The sequence below is a fragment of the Sphingopyxis sp. BSNA05 genome, assembly GCF_013265645.1.
Taxonomy (GTDB): Bacteria; Pseudomonadota; Alphaproteobacteria; order Sphingomonadales; family Sphingomonadaceae; genus Parasphingorhabdus.
The window spans coordinates 1-18,986 of the sequence record NZ_PYIA01000059.1 but is presented as its reverse complement, the minus strand read 5'-3'; the positions used below and the strand labels follow the sequence as shown (position 1 = coordinate 18,986).

General features: G+C 56.0%; 14 protein-coding genes and 2 pseudogenes. All 16 read left to right on the top strand.

What is annotated here, in order from left to right:
* Positions 1-45 precede the first annotated feature (45 nt).
* The 16 genes and pseudogenes from C8024_RS06710 to eda all read left to right on the top strand — a co-directional run bounded on the left by C8024_RS06710 (position 46) and on the right by eda (position 18,937).
* On the top strand, positions 46-1,020 hold the full coding sequence (locus C8024_RS06710; RefSeq protein ID WP_173203644.1) for a TRAP transporter substrate-binding protein: 975 nt from the start codon (positions 46-48) through the stop codon (positions 1,018-1,020).
* Positions 1,013-1,542 (top strand): annotated as a pseudogene (locus C8024_RS23095) (TRAP transporter small permease). Before C8024_RS06710 ends, C8024_RS23095 begins: the two are co-directional and overlap by 8 nt.
* Complete coding sequence (locus C8024_RS06700; protein WP_254305654.1) at positions 1,539-2,822, top strand: TRAP transporter large permease; 1,284 nt, start codon at positions 1,539-1,541, stop codon at positions 2,820-2,822. The pseudogene C8024_RS23095 and the gene C8024_RS06700 overlap by 4 nt, the downstream one beginning before the upstream one ends.
* Before the next feature lie 167 nt (positions 2,823-2,989).
* The gene (locus C8024_RS06695; protein WP_173203640.1) at positions 2,990-3,172 is read left to right on the top strand and encodes a hypothetical protein; all 183 of its coding nucleotides are present in this window, start codon (positions 2,990-2,992) and stop codon (positions 3,170-3,172) included.
* Between the two features lie 790 nt (positions 3,173-3,962).
* Positions 3,963-6,950, top strand: coding sequence for a TonB-dependent receptor (locus tag C8024_RS06690; RefSeq protein WP_217272053.1), 2,988 nt, complete (start codon positions 3,963-3,965; stop codon positions 6,948-6,950).
* Between the two features lie 322 nt (positions 6,951-7,272).
* Complete coding sequence (locus C8024_RS06685; RefSeq protein WP_217272052.1) at positions 7,273-10,491, top strand: TonB-dependent receptor; 3,219 nt, start codon at positions 7,273-7,275, stop codon at positions 10,489-10,491.
* A gap of 55 nt (positions 10,492-10,546) precedes the next feature.
* Positions 10,547-11,260, top strand: a complete 714-nt coding sequence (locus tag C8024_RS06680; RefSeq protein WP_367947205.1) for a FadR/GntR family transcriptional regulator — start codon at positions 10,547-10,549, stop codon at positions 11,258-11,260.
* Positions 11,261-11,390: 130 nt separating this feature from the next.
* Positions 11,391-13,645 (top strand): annotated as a pseudogene (locus C8024_RS06670) (polysaccharide lyase 6 family protein).
* The gene (locus C8024_RS20090) at positions 13,635-14,390 is read left to right on the top strand and encodes an alginate lyase family protein (RefSeq protein ID WP_217272051.1); all 756 of its coding nucleotides are present in this window, start codon (positions 13,635-13,637) and stop codon (positions 14,388-14,390) included. The pseudogene C8024_RS06670 and the gene C8024_RS20090 overlap by 11 nt, the downstream one beginning before the upstream one ends.
* A complete protein-coding gene (locus C8024_RS20085) occupies positions 14,315-15,034 on the top strand; it encodes a heparinase II/III family protein (protein ID WP_217272050.1) in 720 nt (239 codons plus the stop codon). Before C8024_RS20090 ends, C8024_RS20085 begins: the two co-directional genes overlap by 76 nt.
* Positions 15,031-15,813, top strand: a complete 783-nt coding sequence (locus C8024_RS20080; protein ID WP_217272049.1) for a hypothetical protein — start codon at positions 15,031-15,033, stop codon at positions 15,811-15,813. Before C8024_RS20085 ends, C8024_RS20080 begins: the two co-directional genes overlap by 4 nt.
* The gene (locus C8024_RS06660) at positions 15,810-16,181 is read left to right on the top strand and encodes a cupin domain-containing protein (RefSeq protein WP_217272048.1); all 372 of its coding nucleotides are present in this window, start codon (positions 15,810-15,812) and stop codon (positions 16,179-16,181) included. The genes C8024_RS20080 and C8024_RS06660 overlap by 4 nt, the downstream gene beginning before the upstream one ends.
* Positions 16,171-17,334, top strand: coding sequence for an MFS transporter (locus C8024_RS06655; RefSeq protein ID WP_217272047.1), 1,164 nt, complete (start codon positions 16,171-16,173; stop codon positions 17,332-17,334). Before C8024_RS06660 ends, C8024_RS06655 begins: the two co-directional genes overlap by 11 nt.
* Positions 17,313-17,462, top strand: a complete 150-nt coding sequence (locus C8024_RS20075; RefSeq protein ID WP_217272046.1) for a hypothetical protein — start codon at positions 17,313-17,315, stop codon at positions 17,460-17,462. Before C8024_RS06655 ends, C8024_RS20075 begins: the two co-directional genes overlap by 22 nt.
* 45 nt (positions 17,463-17,507) lie before the next feature.
* Positions 17,508-18,263 (top strand): SDR family NAD(P)-dependent oxidoreductase, encoded by a 756-nt coding sequence (locus C8024_RS06650; RefSeq protein WP_173203636.1) that lies wholly within the window; start codon positions 17,508-17,510, stop codon positions 18,261-18,263.
* Positions 18,264-18,283: 20 nt separating this feature from the next.
* Positions 18,284-18,937: a bifunctional 4-hydroxy-2-oxoglutarate aldolase/2-dehydro-3-deoxy-phosphogluconate aldolase gene (gene eda / locus C8024_RS06645; RefSeq protein ID WP_254305653.1), complete on the top strand. Its 654-nt coding sequence runs from the start codon at positions 18,284-18,286 to the stop codon at positions 18,935-18,937.
* Positions 18,938-18,986 lie beyond the last annotated feature (49 nt).

Here is an 18,986-nt window from a genome sequence, read left to right as displayed (position 1 = left end):
GGGGTCCTGGCTTTGGGTGAGCATGCTGTCTTTTCCCGGCGGCAAATGCTTGTCACAGGCATCGCCGCCACCGCACTTGCCGGTTGTTCCAAGGCGCCGGGCTCAGTGTTCCGAACGGCCGAGTTTCATCCCGCAAGCTATCCCACATCCTTGGCGATCACCGAGATGGGCCGCCTGATGGAAGGCTATTCGGATGGCCGGCTCTCGATCAAACTATATGCTGGCAGCCAATTGGGCGCGGAACGGGACACGCTCGAAATGACGACCTTTGGCGGGATTGATATCAACCGGGTCAGTCTCGGTCCGCTCAATTCGATAGAGCCGATGACCAATATTCTGGGGCTCCCCTTCCTGTTCAACAATGTTGCACATATGCGCGATGCGATGGACGGCGCGCCGGGACGGAAAGTCCTTCGCTCGCTGGAACCGCATGGCCTGATCGGTCTGTGCTTTTACGATTCCGGCGCGCGTTCTTTCTACAATACGAAACGTCCGATCCGGACGCCTGAAGATATGGCAGGCATGAAGTTGCGCGTCCAGAACAGCGATCTGTACGTCTCGCTGATCCAGCAACTGGGTGCCAATCCGACCCCGATGTCATTGGGCGAAGTATATCAGTCGCTGGTGCAGGGCGTTATCGATGGCGCGGAAAACAACTGGCCATCCTATTTTGAAGGGCGCCATTTCGAGGTCGCGAAATATTATAGCCTGACCCGTCATGTTATCGCGCCCGAAGTGCTGGTCATGTCGCGGCAGCGTTGGGAAAAGCTGACTGCAAGCGAGCAGGAGATTGTCCGCAAATCCGCCCGTGAATCGGTGCCCTATATGCGTAAATTATGGGATCTGAAAACGCTGGATGCCGAAAAGACGATCCGTGCCAGCGGCGTGGAAGTGAATGAGGTGGACGACCAGCAGGCCTTTGTGGAGCGGGTGCAGCCGGTATGGCGCGACTATATCGAGACGCCGGCGCAACGAAAGCTGATCGACGAAATCGCGGAAATAGGAGCGGACCATGCTTGATCACATTACGGCGTTCAACGCACGACTAAGTCAGGTGATTTTGTGGATAGCCGCAGCTGGCCTCGTCGCGATGACATTGATTATCGGCTGGCAGGTCTATGCCCGCTATGTCCTCAATGCCAGCCCGAGCTGGTCGGAACAGACCGCGCTGCTGTTGATGACCTGGTATGCGGTGCTGGCGGCCGCTGCGGGATTCAATGAAGGTTTCCATATCCGGATATTGGCGCTGCAAAATGCGCTGCCGGAAAAATAGCCAGGCTGATGCGTCTGATGGCCGAACTGGTGGTCATAGCCTGTGGCTTCATGATGCTGATCTGGGGAATAGAACTTACCAATATCATTTCGAGCCACGTCATTCCCTCGCTGGGGATTTCCCGCTCATGGGCCTATGTGCCGCTGCCTCTCGCCGGCTCTGCCATCATTTTGTTCTGCAGCACACGGTTTGTCGGAGAATTGCTGCGGCCCGGCTGGACCGCAGAGAAACCGATCGAAGAAATTTTGGCCGACGCGGGAGATTTATGATGGAGCTGTTCATCCTGCTCGGTGTCCTTCTGCTCATGCTGGCGCTGGGCGTACCGGTCGCCTTTGCCTTGCTAACGGCAAGCGCCGCGGCATTATTGGCGCTCGATATTCCGCTTGCAGTGTCCCTGCAGAGAATGGCCGCCGGGATCAGCGTTTTCTCGCTGATGGCGATCCCCTTTTTCATCTTTGCCGGCGACCTGATGTACCGGTCCGGCATTGCCGGACGGCTGGTCGATATCGCCGAGGCTTCGCTGGGCCGGGCCCGCGGCGGGCTAGGACAAGTCAATATCGGCGCGTCGATGTTGTTCGGAGCGGTGTCGGGGTCGGCCATTGCCAATGTGTCGGCCATGGGCTCGACCATCTCTCCGCTGATGGAGAAAAGAGGCTATGACCGCGACTATGCCGCGAATGTGAACATTACCGCCGCCATCGTCGGGCTGTTGATCCCGCCCTCGCATAATATGATCATTTACGCCGCCGCTTCCGGGACCGGCGTGTCGATCGGCGACCTGTTTCTTGCCGGGATCATTCCCGGCATTGTGACCGGCGCCATGTTGATGGTGGTGGCATGGCTGGTCGCCACAAAACGCGGCTATCCTGCGGGTATCTTTCCCGGATGGCGTCCGTTTCTGCGCGCGGTAACATTCGCGCTGCCGGGGCTGCTGACGGCCGTGATCATCATTGGCGGCATATTGAGCGGGATTTTTACGGCAACGGAATCTTCGGCTGTCGCAGTGCTCTACACGATCATGGTGGGCGTGCTGGTGTACCGCACGATCGGCTACCGGAAATTCGTCGAATCGGCGATGTCGTCGATCCGGATAACCTCGATGGTGCTGCTGATCATCGGCGCGGCGGGCAGTTTCGGCTATGTGCTGGCAATCCTTGAAGTGCCGTCGGACCTGGCCGGTCTGATCAACGCTGCGACAGACAATCCGATACTGGTCCTGCTAATCATCAATGTCATCCTGCTATTGCTCGGGACATTCATGGACATGTCGCCGCTGATCGTGATCACGACCCCGATCTTCCTGCCGATCGTCAGCGCGCTCGGCATCGATCCGGTGCATTTCGGCGTGATCATGATGCTTAATCTGGGCATCGGTCTGGTGACACCTCCGGTCGGGTCGGTGCTTTTCGTCGGTGCGGCGGTCGGCAAGATTTCGGTCGAAGAAACCATCCGGACGATCTGGCCTTTCTATCTGACATTGATCGTGGCGCTGATGATGATCAGCTATATTCCTTCGCTGTCGATGGCGCTGCCCAATCTGTTGAAATAAAGATTCCCTTCGAAGTCCGAAACCGATGTCCCCCCCTCATGGTGGCCCGCTAGCGGAACGTTCTTGGCGAGTAATACAGCGCAATATTCATCGTCTTGTTTCCCTTTGGCACCGACTGCAAGTTAAGGAGTTGGTCCAGTTCCGGCCGCCCTTATTTCATATCCGGAATGTTCAAGCAGCGGTTCTTCCTCGAGAAAGATCCGGTTCAGGCAGGCGAAATCCTTATCGGGAAGCCGGGCGATCTGCTCATCGTTGAAGTTGTGAAGATGCTGTCGATGTCGATCATTATTAACCTTGATAATCTCGTCGAACGCCAGACTATGGAGTTCCGGCACAAGGCATTAGAATAGCGGAAAAAGGATACCCCTTCCGCGCGACATCAGCTGCGCGGCGATTGAACCGTTATATAGGCCTCTGTCGTAAGCGGGGCAGGGCGGTTTTCTCCGACGACGCCAATCCACAATCATCGCTTATCGGCAGTCTTGAGGGTGCAGCGTTCCGAGCGCACAACAGCGTCAAGTCCGACCCGAGTACCGCCTGTGCATGACCGGCGACACGGCGGTAACTACCGGTTGCAATCCTCCAGACGGGAGCCACTAATGACGAGCGGCAGCCTTTGGCCTGGAAATATTCGATTTTGGCGACGGCATGGATAGTGCGCATGTTCAGCCTGCGGTGAATATTGTTATCATGGAATGTCTTAGAGGATTTTGATCAATCCAAGCGTACTCGCCAGCAATAGGAAGATGATGCTGATCGGTCGGGCCAGCGATGGTCATGCTGCTTACGGGCGCTATTGATATTCCAGCGCTATGGACGCCAGTCGGGACGCTGAAAGTCTTCAGCGGTAGCTGTATCAAGAACGGTGTCCGATGATGACCGACTGTCTACAAGCCTCGTCCTGCTGAGGACGCTCCTTTCAAAGTGGATCTGTTCGATCGGGACAGGTGATCTGATCGACGACAACGGTCGAACCCGACCGATGCCGGAAATTCCCGAAGGCACTTATATAAAAGCAGTCAGATAGGCATATATAATTGGTATGACAATAAAAATTATAAAGGTATGCTATATAGGTTGACAAAATGTTCAGACCAAGGCAGTTTCCCATCAAATATAAGAGTGCAGGGAGAGGATTCGATGAAAAAGGCAAGTATATCTGCGTCCGGCAAAGTTTTGCGGCGGCGCGCGTCGGCGTTTCTGTTGGCAGGGACGGCAATGACTCTGGTGGCTGCGCCAGCCTTCGCCCAGGAAGCGGAGGATGATCAGGCAGATGAGAATGTAATTGTGGTTTCCGGCATCCGCGGCTCGCTCGCGAAGGCGCTGGATGAAAAGCGCAATGCGGAAAGCCTTGTCGAAGTCATTCAGGCCGAGGATATCGGCAAGCTGCCCGACCAGAATCTGGCCGAGGTTCTCGAGAATATCACAGGGGTGCAGATCACCAGAGAGGCCGGTATCGGAACCGGGGTCCAGATCCGTGGTTCCAACGATAACCGTATCGAAATCAATGGGGTCGGTACCGTCGGGTCCGGTTCGGGTCGCAGTGGCATCAATTTTGAAGATATCAACGCGGCGATCATCTCTTCGCTCGAAGTCATCAAGGCGCCAACGGCCATGACAACCGAAGGTTCGGTCGGTGGCACCATCAACCTGCGCACGATCCGCCCTCTGGATCTCCGGGATACGCTAATCGCGTTCCGCGCCCAAGGCGAATATAGTGAGCAGTCGGAAAGCGTTCAGCCCCGCATATCAGGCAGTTTTGGCAAAAATTGGGACACCGGTGCGGGCCGTATCGGTATCGTGCTCAGTGGGAGCTATGCCAAGCAGGATGCTTCGTCATCGCGCCCTCGCGTCGACCGGGATACCCTGATTCCCCAAGGAACCAGCGTGACTGCAGCGGGGGCTCCTGGTCCGGATTTTGACTATCTTGGTATCCAGTTCCTGAACCAGGAGTTCGAGATTTTCAACTACGAGACTTATAATGTCGCCGGTTCGCTCGAATGGGCGCCGTCAGACAGTCTGAAATTATATGTCGACGGTTTTTACAACAAGCAGACGCGCCGGCAGCAGAGTACCAGAATTCAGGGCTCAGGCGTGAGTTCAGTCCGTAATACCAACGTCCCGGATACCTTTGAAACGATCAATTTCGGTTCTCTCGGCGGTGTCGACCTGGGCAGCATTCAGGCGGCAGAAACCGGTACGCTTCAACCGAATGTCCCGAATGAACCCAATTTGCGCTTCTCAAGCGATACCGGCGCCCGGCTGACCGAAAGCAATCTGATAAGGGCTGGCGGAGAATGGGAGAGCGGCCGATTCAAGGCGCGGATCGAGGGGTCGCGTACGCTCGCCAGTTCGCGCACTCCCGACCTCAGCACGACGCTGAATTTCATCAACCCGAACACGCCGATTACCGGATCTGCGAACGATAACGGCACGCCGTTCGCTTATGATCTGTCCGGCGGGTCGCTCGCATTCGGAATAGATACCAGTTCGCCCTTTGCTCCGACGATTGCCCAGCTGCTTGACCCGAACAACGTTGTTCTCGATGCCGTGTCGGTCAGCGACAATAGCAACAGGAATGTCGAATATACCGGGCGCATGGACTTCACGCTCGATCTTGAAGATCTGACTGGCTTTCTGACATCTTTTAATTTGGGTTATCGGTACAATGACCGGTCGACGGAGTTTAATGAAATAACGTCCAGCATCGGTCTGTCAGCACTGGCCGACAGTCCGAACGGGTCGGTGTTTTCCCAGCTGCTGGTTGCCGGGCCTTCTAATTTCGGCAAGGCCGATGGCCGGTCTCTGTTCTTCGGTGATTTTCTGATCATCGATCCGAATCTCGCCTATTCCGATCAGGCAGGAACGCTGGCCACATTGCAGGCCGCATTGCTGGCCGAACCGGGCGGGCGTGTATTGGCGGATCCCAGCTTCAATCCGGCTTCCTTTTACCGGATTACCGAACAAACCCACGCGGTGTACGGCCAGCTCAATTTTGCAGCGGGCATTTTTAGCGGGAACGCCGGCTTGCGCTACGTCGACACGGCCATCAATTCGGTGGGCAACAATGTCGATGCGAACGGCAATATAATCAATCAGACCAATACGCCGGGCAAATATCGGTTCCTGTTGCCAAGGGTCAATCTGGCGGCCGATTTGACCAGCGATATCGTGCTCCGGGCAAGCTATGGTCAGGATATCAATCGCCCCGATTTCGATTCCCTGAAAACATCAGTACGGTTTGGAACGGGTCCGAATACGCCGGTCGAAATCGGTAATCCGGGTCTGGTGCCGGAAAAAGTGACATCTTATGATGCTTCGCTGAGCTATTATTTCGCTCCTGCGGCGGTGGTCAGCGTTGGTGTCTTCCACAAACGGCGGACCAACCTGTTCGTAACGCTGGAAACTGCGCCCTTCGTCGATCCGGTTACCGGCTTCAAGGATATTACCGCGCCATGTGAAGGGGGCGGGATATATAATCCGATCGCCGATCGAAACGTATTTTCGGCCTCTCCCGGCAACGGGCTGTGCGTGCCGGTTTCGACCACGATAAACGATACGGGCGTGACCAAGCAGACAGGTGTCGAAGTTGCTTTCCAGTACAATCTGTCAGCTTTTGAAGACAGTATCGGCTTTGCATCCGGTTTTGGTTTGGCGGCCAACTATACCTATCAGAAGTTCAGCGGCGGGCAGGCGACCGACACATCCGATGCGGATAGTCGAGGAACGGCGATCCTCGAATCGAGTAGCGGTCTCACCGGTCCTTTCACCGCGGTCCAGGGCTTGCTCGATTTCTCGCCGCATGCCTATAATGTCACGCTTTTCTACGAGAAATATGGATTGTCGGCTCGTGCGCGTTACACATGGCGTGATGCGTTTCGCACGCTGGACACTGCTGGTGGGGCAACCCAGGGCAGCACGATTGGTTTCCCGGTCACCACTGCGGCGCGTGGACAGCTGAACGGCAGTATCACCTATGATCTGACCGATAATATCAATATCGGTGTCGAAGGCGTCAATCTGACCAAGTCCAAAATCGAGCAATATTGTGTGAACGATGGCGCGTTGCTGTGCTTCCAGGGTTTGCCGGACCGGAGACTGACATTTGGCGCCAGCATCAAGTTCTAGCCGTATCTGATCGCATCCGGGGGTTGGAATGGGCCAATGTATCCCGGTTCTGCTTCCGGACTGACCCGGCGTGCGAAGGATGTCTGGTCTCAGCGGCCGTCGCTGTGCTGGACAAGGGTTTGCGATCACCAATTTCCCGGCTTGAACGGGAATGTGACGCGGCGGGAGCTTGAACCCGCCGCGTCATTCACAATCGGAATATTGAAAGCAGGATGGTATTGGTATGATGTCTGTATTTTGATTGGTATAGATTAAAGGTTGACATACAGGTAGGCAGTCGGCAGCTTACCACAAAATATAAAAGCAAAGCAGAGGGGATTTTATGAAACAGGCGGCCGAATTTGCGCGCGAGAATGGATCGCGGCGACGTTTTTCTACAGCACTTCTGGCGGGGACGGCCATGGCGATGATCGCCACGCCTTCCTGGTCGCAATCGACCGGAGCGGATGACGGTGCGATTGTCGTTACCGGCATCCGAGCAACCATTCAGGATTCGATTGAAGCGAAGCGTGAATCGACCGAGGTCTTCGATGCGCTGTCGGCCGAAGAGATCGGTGACATACCGGCGTTATCGATTGGCGAGGCTCTCGAGACCCTGACCGGTGCTGCTTCCCACCGGGAGCAGGGCGGGGCCACCGAAATTTCAATCCGTGGTCTTGGTCCCTTCCTGGGCTCTACAGTGATCAACGGCCGCATCGCATCCAACGGCAGTGGTGACCGCTCGGTCAACTTCAGCCAGTTCCCTTCCGAGCTTTTCAGCAAGATCGGTATCTACAAGACGCAGGCTGCCAGCTATATTGAAGGGGGCGTGGCCGGCCAGATTGCGCTCGAGTCCATCAAGCCGCTCGATTATGGCAAGCGCAGATTCCAGGGCAATTTCAAGCTGAACGCCAATCCCGACAATCTCGATATCGATGCGGATCAGCGGTTCCAGAAATTCGGCTATCGTATTACCGGAAGCTATGTTGACCAGTTCCAGCTGGGTGATGCCGAGCTCGGTATTTCGCTGGGCTATTCTCGCAACAAGACGACCAATCCCGAGCAGGAAGCCAATGTCTCCAATACTATCCGGGCCTGTGTGGTTGATCCGACGGACACTGGCGACGGCGTGTTTGATGACGGCAATTGCGATACCAGTGGCGGTACGATCGACGGCCTGCGCGATGGCAGCGTCACGGAGGATTTTGTCATTGCCCGGAACAGCTATGCCTTCCGGTCCAATATTACCGATGATACGCGCGATTCATTTTTCGGCGCTTTGCAGTTCAAGCCAAGCCCCGATGTCGACATCAACGCGGATTTCCAATATTCCAAGCGTCTTTTCAGAGAGCAGCGCAGTGATCTGAACTTCGCCGAAGGACGTCGGATTGACGGTCTGGGCGACGCCAATGCCATTCCGGGATATCCGCTTATTTATACGGAAACGGGGGCGTTGCGGCAGTTTACCAACGAACAGCGGATCGAAGCGGTCAGTGAATATCTGGAGCGCGACGAGGAATATTATGGTGGCGGGCTCTCGCTGGACGCGCAAGTCAGCGATCGCGTGAAAATCTCGCTCGATGGCTCCTACTCGAGAACCCAGCGGGTGGAGCAGGCGGTCCAGATCCGCTTCCGCACCGAAGATAATGAAGATATCACCGGTGCCGCTGCATGGCCGAATGCGTTTGAAAGCGATGGCAGCTCGACCAATGACCGGGTCGAAACGGCTGTCCAGATCCTTCAGAACGGATCGCAAGGCTTGAATTTTGTCACCCAGAATTTTGACGTCACCAACCATGACCTGTTTGCCAATGATCCGCGACTGCGCGCTGATCTGGAGCAGGACCGGTTCAATAGTGTCTGGGCATTTCGCGGCGACGTCGAATATGAAATGGATGGATTTGTAAACACGCTCCAGGCCGGTGCCCGTTATCAGCAGCTCCGCTACCGGGACGTGCCCGGTGCGCTCGGCGCCAGCCGGTTCGAGAATAGCTATAATGACACCGACGGAACCGGTGCCCTGGCCGTAGCGAACCGGGAATGCCGGACGAGCTTTCCCGAAAACGGCTTCCTTTCCTCCATTTCCGGTGGAAATCCGCTCATTACCAATGTCGATTCATCGGGCAATGTGATTGGCACCTATAACAGCTTCGCAACCTTTGATGCCTTGTGCATTGCGCAGGTTCTCGAGCGCGAAGATCCGTCGGGCCTGCAGTTTGATGAAGATGGTGTTCCGATCTATCCGTCCGGAAATTTCGATTCCGCGCAAAATACGGATGTGACCGAACGCAGTATGGCGGCCTACATACAGGCCAATTTTGATGGTGATCTTGGTGACACCCCCATTCGCGGAAACGCCGGCTTGCGGGTGGTCAAGACATTGGTGAATTCCACTGGCTTCCGTTCGGATTTCAATGTTGTTCTCGATGATGTCGATGGTGACGGCACCGCCGGATTCGTGCTGGTCGAGGATACTACCAACCTGATCCAGCGGCAGACGAAAAATTCCTACACGGAATTTCTGCCCAGTCTGAACATCGTTGCAGAATTCCAGCCCAATCTGCTCGGACGCTTTGCCATCTATCGCTCCCTGTCGCGTCCTGACCCTTCGTCGCTTGGAGACGGCCGGGTATTCAGTTTTAATGACGATGACGAATTTGCGACGCCGGCAGACGCCATTGCAGGAGGCTTCAACAATGTCAGCGCGACGGGCAATCCGCTGACGGAGCCATTGCTTTCTTGGAATTTCGACGCAGGTCTTGAATGGTATCCCAACGAGGATACGATCCTGGCTTTCAACGCCTATTACAAGAGTTTCGATGGCGGATTTGATGCAATCGGCTTTACCGAGACGTTCACTATCAACAATCAGGACGTCGATCTCTTCACGACATCGGTTGCTACCAGTGACGACACAAGCAGAATCTATGGTGTCGAGATAACAGCAGCCCACCGTCTCAGCTATCTGCCGGAACCGCTCGATGGTCTCGGGTTCAAGGTCAGCTACAATTATGCAGATTCGAATTTCGAGTTCGAAGACGATACATTGGGAGCAATCACGACCCCGACCCCGACTGGAACGACGGTTAGCAACGGTCTGATCGTGCCTTCAAACCTGTTCGGCTTTTCCAAGCACGTGCTGGCGGCGCAGCTATATTATGAAATCGGTCCGTTCGATTTCCAGGGCGTCTACAAATATCGCAGCAATTACTTCCAGCAGTTTGTCGCAACTCCGGGACGCGTCCGGTATGTTGACGATGTCAGTGTTTTCGAAGCCCGTGTCTCTTTCCGGTTGAACAAGAATGTGAAGTTCACGCTCGAAGGGATCAACCTGTTCAACGAGCCGCGGACCAATTATCGCGCGCGCCAGACGACTTCGGAGCGATCCAGGTATACGGGCACGCTATTTTGCGGGGGTACAGTTCAAGTTCTAGAAACCAACGGGGGATGGCGCAGCGGGAGCTTGAACCTGCTGCGCCATTTTGTGCAAAACTGTCACGCCGAGGCTGGAGTAGACAATTGGTATGGAGATGCGCTATCAGGAGAAAGCGGGTCGAAGTAACAATCTTTCAATGGGATAGACAGGGAATATGGGCGAAAAGCGACTTTTCCATAGTGTGGCAGAGCAAATCACTGATCTAATCAAGGATGGCGTTTTTCCGGTTGGTGCGCGGCTTCCCGGCGAGCGCGAACTGGCTGAGCGTTTCGGGGTCAGCCGGGTCACCATACGCGAGGCCGAGATTGCGCTCCAGGCGATTGGCCGGATTGAAATCAAGACCGGTTCCGGTGTCTATGTCAGTGAAAAACAGCCTGGTGACGACAGTCGTCTGCCAGACGTCAGCGCCTTTGAATTGACCGAAGCGCGGTCGCTCTTTGAAGCCGAAGCAGCGGCTTTGGCTGCCCAGAATATTTCTGATGAAGATATCGCCAAGCTCGGCAGATTCATCAAGGAAATGGATTCGCAAGACGAAGAGGTCTCCACGCAGGCGGATCAGCATTTTCACATCACGATTGCCGAAGCGTCCGGTAACGCCGCGATCGTTCATACGATAAAAACGCTTTGGCGGATGCGCGAAGAACTGCCCGATGTGAAGGCCGCTTATGAATCGGTTTGCGAACATGATGTCCGCACCAGAACCAGCGAGCATCAGGAAATTTACGATGCCTTGGCGACGCGCAATCCGCTTGCGGCGCGGCAGGCCATGCACAGCCACTTCCGGCGCCTGATCGAGGCGATGCTGGACGCGACCGAAAAGCAGGCTCTGGAAGAAGTCCAGCAGCGCGCCAATGAGAGCCGCGAGCGCTTTTTGTCCTCGGTCAAACTCGGCTGATAAATTCCCGGCGGCCAAGCAGTTATACCAATTGGTATAAACAAAATTGAATTTGGTAGCATCAATTGGTTGACTCACGTCGACTCTCCTGATAGCCCCGTTCCCAGATAATAAGAGAGGGTGACGGGGAATGTGGACAGGGCGCTGCCTTGCTGGCTTATGTATTTGGCTCATGGCGGTCCCCGCGCAGGCCGAACAATATTTCGTTAAAAATATCGACGAATATAACGAGGCGGCGAAGAAGCTCGTTGCCGGCGATATCATCATCCTCGCCAACGGCAGATGGCATGATTTCGAAATCAAGATTTCCGGCAAGGGTACCAAGGAAAAGCCCATCACCCTGATTTCCCAGGATCCGGGTAAAGTTGTAATTACCGGCCAGTCAAATCTGCGGATTGGTGGCGAATATATACTGGTCACCGGATTGGTATTCCTGAACGGCTACAGCCCGACCGGCGAAGTCATTTCATTCCGCAGGTCGAAGGATGATCTCGCCCGGAACAGCCGTGTGACGGAAGTGGTGATCGACGGGTTCAGCAAGCCCGATCGCTACGAGTCCGATTACTGGGTCGGCATGTATGGCAAGAACAACCGGTTTGACCATAATCACCTGGCTGGCAAGACCAACAAGGGTGTGACCCTGGCGGTTCGTCTGGATAGCAAGGACAGTCAGGAAAACGGCCACCGCATCGACCATAATTACTTCGGACACCGGCCTGTTCTCGGTTCGAATGGTGGCGAGACATTGCGCATCGGGACCAGCAAATATTCAATGTTCGATTCCAACACTCTCGTGGAGAATAATTATTTCGATCGCTGCGATGGCGAAGTCGAAATTATCTCGTCGAAGGCGGGACGGAATATTTTCCGGGGCAATATGTTTTTGAATCAAGCGGGACGCTGACGCTGCGCCACGGGGATGGCAATCTGGTCGAAAATAACGTGTTCTTCGGCAATGGTAAGGACCACACCGGTGGCATCCGGGTCATCAACCGGGACCAGACGATCCGGAACAATTATATGGAAGGTCTGCGCGGTACCGGTTTTGCCAGCGCCCTGACCGTGATGAACGGCGTGCCCAATTCGCCCGTGAACCGCTACGTCCAGGTCGATAATGCCATAATCGAGAATAACAGCGTTGTGGACAGCACGCGCATCACATTCGCGGCGGGTGCCGATGCGGAGCGATCTGCAGCCCCGGTTAACAGCCGTTTCGAGAACAATCTGCTCGGCGGTACTGGCGCCGGTACATTCGTGAAGGTTCAGGACGATATCAGCGGCATCGCATTCGCCGGAAACATGCTCGTCGATGGCAAGCTCGAGAAGCCGATAGCCGGGATTTCAGAAAGCGAAACGGCTCTCATCCGGGCGGAAAACGGTCTGCTCTATCCCGAAGACTCCGATAGAGGCGTCTCGCGTGATCTGGTTCCCGTTACCCGGGATCAGGTCGGCGTCAAATGGTATCCGAAGCCGTCGGCGGGTGACCGGTTCGGTGCGGGAAAGTCTATTTCCGTGGCACCGGGCGAAGACACGCTGACCGAGGCATTCGCTCTGACTTCCGATGGCGATCGTCTGATGTTGAGCGCCGGCGACTATCTGGTGAACAAGATACTGCCGCTGGACAAGGTCCTTTCGATCGCGGGACCGGAAAATGCTGTGGCTAGAATCAGTTTCGCCAGGCCCTCGCTAGTCGAAATCAGACAGGGGGGAAGTCTGCGTCTCAGCAATCTTGTTATTGATGGTGAAATGGCCCCGGATTCGGTTGGCAATGCAGTTATCCGGACTACGATTTACCCAATCCAGTCCAATTTTCTGATCGAGCTTGACGGCGTTACCGTGGCGAATCTGGACGTAAACAAGTCCTTCCACGTGGTCGCACTGGGCAAGAGTTCGTTCGCAGATCGGATCAGCATCAGAAACAGCAATTTTACCAATATTTCCGGTTCTGTCTTGCAGGCGGCGGCGGAGGCCGAAGATTACGGCCAGTATAATGTCGAATATGTCGACGTGGCGAACTCCAATTTCAAGGATGTTGGCGGCGAGATATTCAACATCTACCGCGGCGGTCGGGACGAAAGTACATTTGGCCCGCATTTCTCGCTGACCGGTTCCGCCTTCATGAACGTCGGGCGCAGCAGCAATAATGTCACGGGGGCATCCGTGGTTCTTCACGGGGTCCAGTATAGCGATATCAGCGACAATGTTTTTCAGGACGCCGCTCCGATCAAGATCACCCATACCGTCGGACGTCCACGGACCCGGATAACGAACAATATATCCAGAAACATGCCGGTGCCCATTCTTGAGGAACTGAATTATCAGGCGCACATCGCGCCATTCTTGCCGGAAATCAATTTGAAGGCGCAGCACGGCCATGAAGGGTAAGCTCATCGCGGTCGCACTATGGAGTGCTGCATCTTCTGCCGCCGTGGCAGGCCAGGTCGAATCCTCCCCGACCGGTTCTGCTGCGGCGGCGCAATATTACAGCCCGCTTTTCAAAGACGAACTGGATCGCGCGCGGACCTTTGTCGATCAGATGATGGTGGCCGGGGTGGTCGTTCCCGTTCCCAGCGATCCCGGCGGCGGCTACACCCACGAACAGCACAAGCGCAATTACAAGGCGATCTACGAAGGCGGCCAGCTTTACCGGATTACCGGCGAGCAGAAATATGCCGATTATGTCCGCGACATGTTGCTGGCCTATGCTGATCTCTATCCCACTCTGGGCGAGCATCCGGCACGCAAGAATAGCCAGAGTTCCGGCAGGATTTTCTGGCAGGTGCTGAACGATGCGATGTGGATGGTGCACGGCATCCAGGGCTATGAAGCCATTCGTGACAGCCTGTCAGAGGCCGATCGCAAGAATATCGATGACAATCTGTTCCGCAAGGCAGCCGCATTCCTCTCCACCGGCTCGGCTGTGACGTTCAGCAAGATCCACAACCACGCCACATGGGCCACGGCCGGTGTGGGCATGACGGGCTATGTTCTGGGCGACAAGGAACTGGTCGACATTGCTTTGCTGGGGCTGGACAAAAGCGGCGAGACCGGATTTTGCGGCAGAGCGAACTGCTCTTTTCCCCCGACGGCTATTATACCGAAGGGCCTTATTATCAGCGCTTTGCCCTGAAGCCCTTCGTGGTTTTGCGGGGTAATCGAAAAAACGATCCGGCGCGCAAGATATTCGAGCATCGCGACGGCATATTGCTGAAGGCGCTGCGCACCACGATCCAGCTGACCTATGACGGATATTTCTTCCCGTTCAACGACGCGATCAAGGACAAGAGCCTCCAGACCGACGAGCTCTATCACGGCGTTGCCATTGCCTATCGCAAGACACGCGATCCGGGACTGCTGTCGATCGCGCAGTGGCAAGGACGGACCGTGCTGACCGATGACGGCAAGCTGGTCGCCGATGATCTGGCCGCCGGCAAGGCTGGCCCCTTCCCCTTCAAATCGCTGCTGTTGAGTGATGGACCCGAAGGCGACAAGGGCGCGGTCGCTATCCTGCGCGAAGGTGACAGTACAAGTGGTCAGGCGCTGATTGCCAAGAATAGTTCGCAAGGCATGGGACACGGCCATTTCGACAAGCTCAGCTGGCAATATTATGACAATGGCAACGAGATTGTCAGCGACTATGGCGCCGCGCGTTTCCTGAATATCGAGGCCAAGGACGGCGGCCGTTATCTGCCGGAGAATGAAAGCTGGGCGAAGCAGACCATTGCCCACAATACGCTGGTCGTCGACGAAAAAGCCATTTCGATGGCGATGTGAAGGTTGCGGATACCATTGCGCCAAAGCAGCTTTATTTTTCTAAAGCTGAGGGCGCGCAAATCAGCTCCGCCGTGATTGAGGGCGCCTATCCCGACACCCGCTTCACCCGGACATTGGCGCTATTCTGGGTCGACGGCCTATCTGCGCCGCTCGCTCTGGACATCGTGCGCGTGCAGTCCGACAGCCCGCATCAGTACGACCTGCCGCTGCATTATCAGGGGCATATCATGCGGGTCGGCTTTGACACCGAATCCCATATCGCGGCGCGCCCGGTGCTGGGAACCGGCAACGGCTATCAGCATATCTGGGTTGATGCGGTCGGCAAGCCGCAGGGGCAAAATGGTTTTGTCACGACCCTGCTCGATGGACGTTTCTACACCTACCGATTTGTGCCGCAGAAGGGTGCGGAAACCGTTTTGGCGGAAATCGGTGCCAATGACCCCAGGTTCAATCTGCGCCGCGAGCCGATGGTCATCCAGCGGATCAGGAACGCGCAAAATACGACCTTTGTCAGCATGCTGGAATCGCACGGTCGCTATGACGGGGCGGCCGAGCAGACGGTTGGCAGCGACAGCCTGATAAAATCACTCAGCCATGAAAGCGTCAATGGTTCTGACATCGTCATCGTGGAAAAATTGGACGGCAAGAAGATCGCTCTTGTTGTGTCCTACGATTCTGATGCCGAAAAGAAGCATTCGGTGAAGCTTGGCCATCAAATGTTGAACTGGACCGGATTTGCAGCGCGCATCGATCTGCCAGCTGGAAAGGCAAAGCGATGACCGCAACAATGCAAAACCGCAGCGAGACATTTGTCCAGGCTTCGGACGTGCCGCTGGAAACCGTGGGTGAGGGGATTACGCGCCAGATATTGAGCTATGGTCCCGATCTCATGCTTTGTCGTCTGTGGTTTGAAGCGGGTTCCGTCGGCGATGTGCACCAGCACCCGCACGGTCAGATCAGTTACATCGAATCGGGCCGGTTCCTCTCGTTTGTGAATGGTAAGGAACAGGAACTGGACGTCGGCGACAGCGTGATCATTTCGCCCGACACCGATCACGGTATCAGCTGTATCGAGGCCGGTTCGCTGCTCGACATATTCAATCCGGTACGGGAAGACTTTTTGGCAACGGGGAAAGATGAATCGTGAGCGCTGTGAAAAAGTCGGTAATTTCCGCTGGGCCATTGTCAGTCTCGTCGCCTTGGCGACGATCATCAACTATATTGATCGCGGCGCGCTCGGCTTTCTGTGGCCGGAAATTTCCGAAGATATCGGCCTTACCAAGCCCGACTATGCAATCATATTGAACGTATTCACTTTTGCCTATGCTTTCGGGCAGACGCTGTTTGGCAAGATATTCGACTGGATCGGCACGCGTCTCGGCTTCGTGCTGTCGATCGTCGTATGGTCGGCGGCGACGATGTTGCACGCCGCTGCAACCGGCTTGATGAGCTTCGCTGTGTTTCGGGGGCTTCTCGGCCTGTCCGAGGCGGGTAACTGGCCGGGTGCGACCAAGGCCAATGCCGAGTGGTTCCCGATCAACGAACGTGCACTGGCGCAGGGTGTTTTCAATTCCGGCGCGGCGATTGGCGGCATCATTTCCGCCCCGATTATCGGGATTCTCTTTGTTTTTCTGGGCAGCTGGCAAGCGACTTTCATCGCCGTCGGCGCGCTCGGTTTCCTCTGGCTCGTGCCATGGCTGATCATTTACAAGTCCGGCCCTGAAAGCCATCCCTGGCTGACGGAAGACGAGCGGCAATATATCCTGACCGGCCAGAAGAATGCCGAAACCAACGAGGCCGCCACCTACGCGCCCAATTCTGGCGAAATTCTCTCGCGCAAGGAAAGCTGGGGCGTCATCATGGCATCCTTTTTCCTCGATCCGATCTGGTGGCTGTTTGTGGGCTGGCTGCCGCTCTATCTGTTTGAAACCTATGGCTTCGGTGTCGAGGAAATCGCCACCTATGCCTGGGTGCCCTATGTCGGCGCGATGTTCGGCGCGTGGTTCGGCGGAATCCTGGCCGGGCGACTGATAAAATCGGGCTGGACCGTCAACAAGACGCGCAAACTGGTGATCGCTCTCGGCGGACTGATCATGCTGGTTTCGCTGTTGCTGACCATCGTCGCGGCTTCGCCCTTGATCGCGGTCTTGCTGATGGCGGCCATTTTGTTCGGCTTCCAGACGGCGGTCGCAATATCCAGACATTGCCGAGCGATTTCTATAGCGGAAAATCCGTCGCCTCGCTGGCTGGTTTTGCCGGCACGGCTGCCAAGCTGGCCGTGGTGGGGCTCAACTTCCTGATCCCGGTCATCACCGTCAACAGCTACGCACCGGCCTTTGCGGTTGGTGCGGGACTGGCGATCATGACCGTCTTGTCGGTTCTGGTTCTCTGCACCGACATCAAACCTCTGAAACCGAAAAATTCTTGATCACTTCCTCCTCCTCCTCATCATCTGCAAAACAGGGAAAATAATATGACCAAATTTAAAGGCAAAACCGCGATCGTAACTGGCGGCAGCCGTGATATCGGCCGCGCCGTTTCGGAAAAACTGGCCGCCGAGGGCGCCAATGTCGTGGTTAATTACTGCAACAATGAAGCGGACGGCCAGGCCACGCTGGACGCGATCAAGGCGGCAGGCGGCAGCGCGATACTGGTCCAGGCCGATGTCACGAAACAGGCCGATGTTGATCGCCTGGTCGCGGAAACGGTGTCCGCCTTTGGCGACACGATCGACATTTTGGTGAACGTCACCGGAGGCCTGGTCGCGCGCAAGGGCCTTGCCGAAATGGACGAAGAATTTTTCAACCAAGTCATGCAATTGAACGTCACGTCGACGTTCATGATGACGCAGGCGGTCGCGCCCCATATGCCCGAGGGAAGCGCCATATTGAACTTCGCTTCGCAAGCCGGCCGCGACGGCGGTGGCCCCGGTGCGGCGGCCTATGGCACGTCAAAAGGCGCGGTGATGACCTTCACCCGGGCGATGGCAAAGGAACTCGGACCCAAAGGCATCCGCGTCAATTCGCTGTGCCCCGGTATGATCGCCACCGCCTTCCACGATACATTCACCAAGGACGAGGTGCGGACCGCTGTGGCTGCCGGTACCCCGCTCCGGCGTCAGGGCAATTCCGAAGAGGTTGCGCGCACGGTAGCCAATCTGGTGTCGGATGACACCAGCTTCATTACGGGCGCCAATATCGACATCAACGGCGGGACATTTTTCTCCTGACCCAGAATTGCGAGCATGAAATGACCAGTAATATGGACAAACTAATAGAGGCGAAATTTGCCGCTGCGCCGGTGGTGCCCCTGATCGAGGCCAGTGACCCGGCGGTTGCGGTGGCAACGGCGAAAGCGCTGCGGGCCGGAGGTCTCGATGTGGTCGAAGTTGTACTCCGGACCGATGCCGCACTAGAGTGCATGTCGGCGATTATATCGGAGAGTTCGGATATCGTTGTTGGCGCCGGCACGGTCTTGACGGTGGATCATGCAAAAGCGGTCGCGGATCGGGGGGCGCAGTTTGTCGTTTCGCCGGGCCTTGTCGATGATGTGGCGCGTTTCTGTCTCGATCGGAACTTGCCTTTCTATGGCGGTACAATGACGGCTGGCGAAGTGCAGCGCGCTTATGCTTTGGGTTTGCGGACCGTGAAGTTCTTCCCGGCCAAGCTGGCGGGCGGTGTACCGATGCTCAAGGCCTTGAGTTCGGTCTTTCGCGATATGCGTTTCATGCCGACCGGCGGCGTGTCAGCAGACAATCTCGCCGAATTTCTGGCCGTGCCTTCCGTGATTGCCTGCGGCGGCAGCTGGCTCACGCCCAAAGCGGCAATCGAAGCGGGCGATTACGATGCAATAACCAGGCTGGCCCGCGAAGCTGTCGCTCTCGCAAGCGCCGCCAGATCATAAGGAATTTCGATATGGCAGAATATTTGTCATTTGGTGAAATCATGCTGCG